Source organism: Myxococcus guangdongensis, from assembly GCF_024198255.1.
Classification (GTDB): domain Bacteria; phylum Myxococcota; class Myxococcia; order Myxococcales; family Myxococcaceae; genus Myxococcus; species Myxococcus guangdongensis.
In genome coordinates this window covers 1-6,468 of the sequence record NZ_JAJVKW010000038.1, presented here as the reverse complement: position 1 = coordinate 6,468, position 6,468 = coordinate 1, and the positions used below count along the sequence as shown (strand labels likewise).

The window sequence follows — 6,468 nt, the reverse complement described above, 5'->3', positions numbered from 1 at the left end:
CCATCGGCAGGCCTGTCGCCAACACCCGCCTCTACGTCCTCGACTCCCACGGCCAGCCTTCTCCCGTCGGCGTCCCGGGCGAGCTCTTCATCGGCGGCGTCCAGGTCGGCCTCGGCTACTGGCGCTCCCCTCACCTCACCGCGGAGCGCTTCATCCCCGATGCCTTCAGTGACTCGCCCGGCGCTCGCCTCTACCGCACCGGCGACCTCGCCCGTTGGCTCCCCGATGGCACCCTCGAGTACCTCGGCCGCTCCGACTTCCAGGTCAAGCTGCGTGGCTTCCGCATCGAGCTGGGTGAAGTCGAGAACGCGCTGCGTTCCGTTCCGTCCGTCTCCGACGCGGTCGTCACCGTGCGCGACGAGGCGCGTCTCGTCGCCTATCTCGTCTCCACGTCACAGGATGCCTCGGCCCTCCGGGAGGCGCTCTCCCAGCGCCTGCCCGAGTACATGGTGCCGTCCGCGTTCGTCTTCCTCGACGCGCTCCCGCTGAGCCCCAGCGGCAAGGTGGACCGCAAGGCGCTGCCCTCGCCTGACTTCGTCGCCGTCGCTCGCGAGTTCGTCGCGCCGCGCACGCCGACGGAGCAGTTCCTCGCGTCCCTCTTCGCCTCGGTCCTCCGGGTCGAGCAGGTCGGCGCCACTGACCACTTCTTCGAGCTCGGTGGACACTCGCTGTTGGGGACTCGGTTGGTCGCGCAGTTGCGCTCCGCCACGGGCGTGACGCTTCCGCTGCGAGACCTCTTCGAGGCGCCGACGGTGGAGTTGCTCGCGAAGCGGCTCGGGGCGCTGTCGCAAGGGGCGTCCGAGGGAGAGGCGAAGCTCGCCCCTGTCTCCCGGACGGGGGTGATTCCGCTGTCGTTCGCGCAGCAGCGTCTGTGGTTCCTGGATCAGCTCCAGCCCGGCACGGCATCGTACAACCTGCCCGCGGCGCTTCGGCTCAAGGGCTCGCTGGATGTCGCGGCCCTGAGGCAGTCGCTGCGCGCGCTCGTGCAGCGACATGAGGTGCTGCGCACGCACTTCGTCGTTCGTGATTCGCAGCCCATCCAGCTCATCCGGCCCGATGCCGAGGTCGAGCTGCCCGTGGTGGACCTCGGCGGGTTGGATGGACAGCCGCGTGAGGAAGAAGCGCGTCGACTGATGCGCGAAGAGGCGCTCCGTCCGTTCGACCTGGCGCGTGGACCGTTGGTCCGGGCTTCGCTGTTGCGGCTGGATGCACGACAGCACCTGCTGCTCGTCACCGTCCACCACATCATCTCGGATGGTTGGTCCACGGAGATCATGGTCCGTGAGCTGGGAGCCTTCTACCGCCAGTTCTCGGGCGGAGAGGCCGCGCAGCTCGCGTCACTGCCCATCCAGTACGCTGACTTCTCCGTCTGGCAGCGTCAGTGGCTCGATGGAGCGCGACTCCGGGGTGAGCTGGATTGGTGGCGGGAGCAGCTCACGGGTGCGCCGTCGGCGTTGGAGTTGCCCACGGACAGGCCGCGTCCGGCCGCGCAGACCGAGCGCGGTGCGGTGCTTCCCATTGAACTCTCTGGAAGTCTGAGCAACGCGGTGAAGGCGCTCGCGCAGCGCGAGGGGGCCACGCCGTTCATGGTCCTGCTCGCGGCCTGGCAGCTCGTGCTCTCGCGCTACTCGGGACAGGACGACGTCTCCGTCGGCTCGCCCATCGCGAACCGCAACCGCGCGGAGACCGAGGGCCTGGTCGGCTTCTTCGTCAACACGCTCGTCCTGCGCTCGCGCATCGACACGCAGCGCACGTTCCGTGAGCTGCTGGGACAGGTGCGTCTGAGCACCCTCGCCGCCTACGAGCACCAGGACGTCCCCTTCGAGAAGCTCGTCGAGGAGCTGCAGCCTCAGCGCGACCTGAGCCGCTCGCCCCTGTTCCAGGTCACCCTCACGCTGCAGAACACGCCGAGCGCCACGCTGACGCTCCCCGGCATCACGCTCACGCAGCTTCCGCCGGACCTGGAGACCTCGAAGTTCGATATCAGCCTGCTGCTCGAGGAGGGCTCGAGCGGATTCGCGGGCGTCTTCAACTACAACACCGACCTGTTCGACGCGGCGACCATCGAGGGCCTGTCACGGCACCTCTCCGTGCTGCTCACCGAGGCGGTCTCCACGCCTGACACGCAGCTCGCGCGCCTTCCGTTGCTCACTTCCGCTGAGAAGCAGCAGGTGCTCTCGACGTGGAACGAGACCGCTCGGGCGTATCCGCGCAGCGCGAGCGTCCATGCGCTGTTCGAGCAGCAGGTGGCCCGTTCGCCCGATGCCGTCGCTGTTGTCTCGGAGGATGAGGCTGTTACCTATTCGCAGCTCGAGGAGCGCTCCAACCAGCTCGCGCACCACCTGCGCGCCTTGGGTGTCCTCCCCGGCTCTCGCGTCGCCGTCCGCCTCGACCGCTCCGCGGACCTCATCGTCTCCCTCCTGGCCGTCCTCAAGGCCGGCGCGGCCTACGTCCCCCTCGACAAGGCCTGGCCCTCCGAGCGCCTCTCCTTCGTCCTCCGTGAGTCCGCTGCGGGCGTCCTCATCTCCCACTCCGACGTCGCGGATGACTTGCCCGCCTTCGGCGCCGTCCTTCTCATCGTCGATGAGGAGGCCTCTCGCATCTCTCGTCGGCCCACGACGCCGATTGCCTCCGAGGTGACGGGCGATGACCTCGCCTACGTCATGTTCACCTCGGGCTCCACCGGCGAGCCCAAGGGCGTCTGCGTTCCTCACCGCGGCGTCACTCGCCTCGTCTCCTCTTCCTTCATCCGCTTCGGCGCCTCGGAAGTCTGGCTCCACGCCGCTCCCGTCGCCTTCGACGCCTCCACCCTCGAAATCTGGGGTGCGCTGCTCCATGGCTCGAAGCTCGTCCTCGCGCCTCCTCACTCCCTCTCCCTCGAGGAGTTGGGTGCCGTCCTCGTCCGCGAGAAGGTCTCCTCTCTCTGGCTGACGGCCGCTCTCTTCGAGCAGATAGTCGCTCACCAGCCGGTAGCCCTCTCTGGCGTGCGACAGGTGCTCGCCGGTGGCGACGTGCTTCCGCCTCACCGCGTCCGGGAGCACCTCGCTCGCCTCCCCGAAGGCCACGTCCTCGTCAACGGCTACGGCCCCACCGAGAACACCACCTTCTCCGCCACCCACTCCCTTCGCCACGGCGACTCAGTCTCCCGCTCCGTCCCCATCGGCGCCCCTCTCTCCAACTCCTCCGCCTTCGTCCTCGACTCCGCCCTCCAGCCTCTTCCTCCTGGTGTCCCTGGCGAGCTCTTCGTCGGTGGTGACGGCCTCGCCTGGGGCTACCTCAACCGCGCCGACCTCACCGCCGAGCGCTTCGTCCCGCACCCCTTCAGCAGCTCCCCCGGCGCTCGCCTCTACCGCACCGGTGACAAGGCCCGCTGGCTCTCCGACGGCTCCCTCGAGTTCCTCGGTCGCAACGACTTCCAGGTGAAGATTCGTGGCTTCCGCATCGAGCTCGGTGAAGTCGAGGCCGCTCTGCGCCTCTTCTCTGGCATCCAGGAGGCTGTCGTCCTCGCTCGTGAGGACGTCCCCGGTGACAAGCGTCTCGTCGCCTACTTCATCCCCGCGGATGAGCAGACCGTCGACACCACCTCACTCAAGGGCTTCCTCCAGCAGCGGCTGCCCGAGTACATGGTGCCCTCGGCTTTCGTCTCGCTGTCGGCCTTCCCTCTCTCCGCCAACGGCAAGCTCGACAGGAAATCGCTCCCTGCTCCCGACTTCGCCTCGGCTTCCTCCGCCGACGAGTTCGTCGAGCCCTCCACTCCCGCTCAGGCTCGCCTCGCCTCCATCTTCGCCGACGTCCTCGGCCTCGAGCGCGTCAGCCTCCACGGCGACTTCTTCGAACTCGGTGGCCACTCCCTCCTCGCCACTCAGGTCGTCTCTCGCATCCGCTCCTCCTTCAGCGTCGAGCTGCCCCTCGGTGAGCTCTTCGCCGCGCCCACCGTCGCCCTCCTCGCTCAGCGCCTGGAGCAGCACAGCACCGCGTCCCGCCAGCCTCCCCTCGTCCCGGTCGACCGCTCCCAGCCGCTTCCTCTCTCCTTCGCTCAGCAGCGCCTCTGGTTCCTCGACCAACTCCAGCCCGGCTCTTCCACCTACAACATCCCCTGGGTCCTCAAGCTCTCCGGCTCGCTCGATGTGAACGCACTGCGCCTCTCCCTCAACTCGCTCATCCAGCGACATGAGGCTCTGCGCACCCGCTTCTCCGTTCACGAAGGCCAGCCCGTTCAGCTCATCGACCGGGACTTCTCTCTGGAGCTGCCGGTCACCGACCTCTCCTCGCGCTCGGAACAGGAGCGAGATGACGAGGCCCAACGGCTGGCCACGCAGGAGGCGCTGCGCCCGTTCGATCTCGCACATGGGCCCGTGGTCCGTGCGTCACTCGTCCGCCTGACCGAGTCGCAGCATCTGCTGCTCGTCACCGTTCATCACATCGCTTCCGACGGCTGGTCCATTGCCGTCATCCTGCGTGAACTCGCCGCCCTCTACCGTCAGTTCTCCGGTGGAGAGGCCGCGCAGCTCGCGCCCCTGCCCATCCAGTACGCCGACTTCTCCGTCTGGCAGCGTCAGTGGCTCCACGGCGACGTCCTCGCCTCCGAGCTCGACTGGTGGCGTCACCAGCTCGCGGGCGCCTCCTCCGCGCTCGAGCTGCCCACCGACAAGCCTCGCCCCGCCATTCAGTCCTACCGCGGTGCTGTGCTCCCCATCGAGCTCTCCCGGGAGCTCACTCAGGCCGTCAAGGCGCTGGCCCAGCGCGAGGGCGCCACGCCCTTCATGGTTCTGCTGGCCTCCTTCCAGCTCCTGCTCTCCAAGTACTCAGGTCAGGACGACATCTCGGTCGGCTCCCCCGTCGCCAACCGCAACCGCTCCGAGACCGAAGGCCTCATCGGCTTCTTCGTCAACACGCTCGTCTTCCGTTCCCAGCTCGATGGCAAGCAGTCGTTCCGCGAGCTGCTGGGACAGGTGCGCCTGAACACCCTCGCCGCCTACGAGCACCAGGACGTCCCGTTCGAGAAGCTCGTCGAGGAGCTGCAGCCTCAGCGTGACCTGAGCCGCTCGCCCCTGTTCCAGGTCACTCTCACGCTCCAGAACGCACCCGAGGCGGCCCTCGCGCTGGCGGGACTGGTGCTCGAGCCCGTTCCCGCTGAAATCAATACATCGAAGTATGACTTCAGCCTGTTGTTCGATGAAGGCGACCGGTTCTCGGGCGTCCTCAACTACAACACCGACCTGTTCGAAGCGGCCACCATGCAGGGCCTGCTTCGCCACTTCGCCGTGCTGCTCGAGACAGCTGTCGCTCAGCCCGAACAGTCACTGAGCACGCTCTCGGCACTGAGCGCTCACGAGAAGCAACAAGTGCTCTCGACGTGGAACGAGACCGCCCGGGCGTATCCGCGCAGCGCGAGCGTGCATGCGCTGTTCGAGCAGCAGGTGGCCCGTTCGCCCGATGCCGTCGCTGTTGTCTCGGGGGATGAGGTCGTCACCTACTCGCAGCTCGAGGAGCGCTCCAACCAGCTCGCGCACCACCTGCGCGCCTTGGGTGTCCTCCCTGGCTCTCGCGTCGCCGTCCGCCTCGACCGCTCCGCCGACCTCATCGTCTCCCTCCTGGCCGTCCTCAAGGCCGGTGCGTCCTACGTCCCCCTCGACAAGGCCTGGCCCTCCGAGCGCCTCTCCTTCGTCCTCCGAGAGTCCGCTGCGGGCGTTCTCATCTCCCACTCCGACGTCGCGGATGACTTGCCTGCCTTCGGCGCCGTCCTCCTCATCGTCGATGAGGAGGCCTCTCGCATCTCTCGCAGGCCCACGACGCCGATTGCCTCCGAGGTGACGGGCGATGACCTCGCCTACGTCATGTTCACCTCGGGCTCCACCGGCGAGCCCAAGGGCGTCTGCGTTCCTCACCGCGGCGTCACTCGCCTCGTCTCTTCTTCCTTCATCCGCTTCGGCGCTTCGGAAGTCTGGCTCCACGCCGCTCCCGTCGCCTTCGATGCCTCCACCCTCGAAATCTGGGGCGCGCTCCTCCACGGAGCCAAGCTCGTCCTCGCGCCTCCTCACTCCCTCTCTCTCGAGGAGTTGGGCGCCGTCCTCGTCCGCGAGAAGGTCTCCTCTCTCTGGCTGACGGCCGCTCTCTTCGAGCAGATGGTGGCCCACCAGCCCGAGGCCATTGCCGGCGTCCGCCAGGTGCTCGCCGGTGGCGACGTGCTTCCGCCTCACCGCGTCCGGGAGCACCTCGCTCGCCTCCCTGAAGGCCACGTCCTCGTCAACGGCTACGGCCCCACCGAGAACACCACCTTCTCCGCCACCCACTCCCTGCGCCACGGCGACTCAGTCTCCCGCTCCGTCCCCATCGGCGCCCCTCTCTCCAACTCCTCCGCCTTCGTCCTCGACTCCGCCCTCCAGCCTCTTCCTCCTGGCGTCCCTGGCGAGCTCTTCGTCGGTGGTGACGGCCTCGCCTGGGGCTACCTCAACCGCGCCGACCTCA

1 protein-coding gene is annotated in these 6,468 nt (G+C 67.9%); it reads left to right on the top strand.

Annotation, left to right across the window (positions count from 1 at the left end):
- The coding region (locus LXT21_RS44530) for a non-ribosomal peptide synthetase (RefSeq protein ID WP_254044363.1) at positions 1–6,468 on the top strand (6,468 nt) is incomplete at both ends.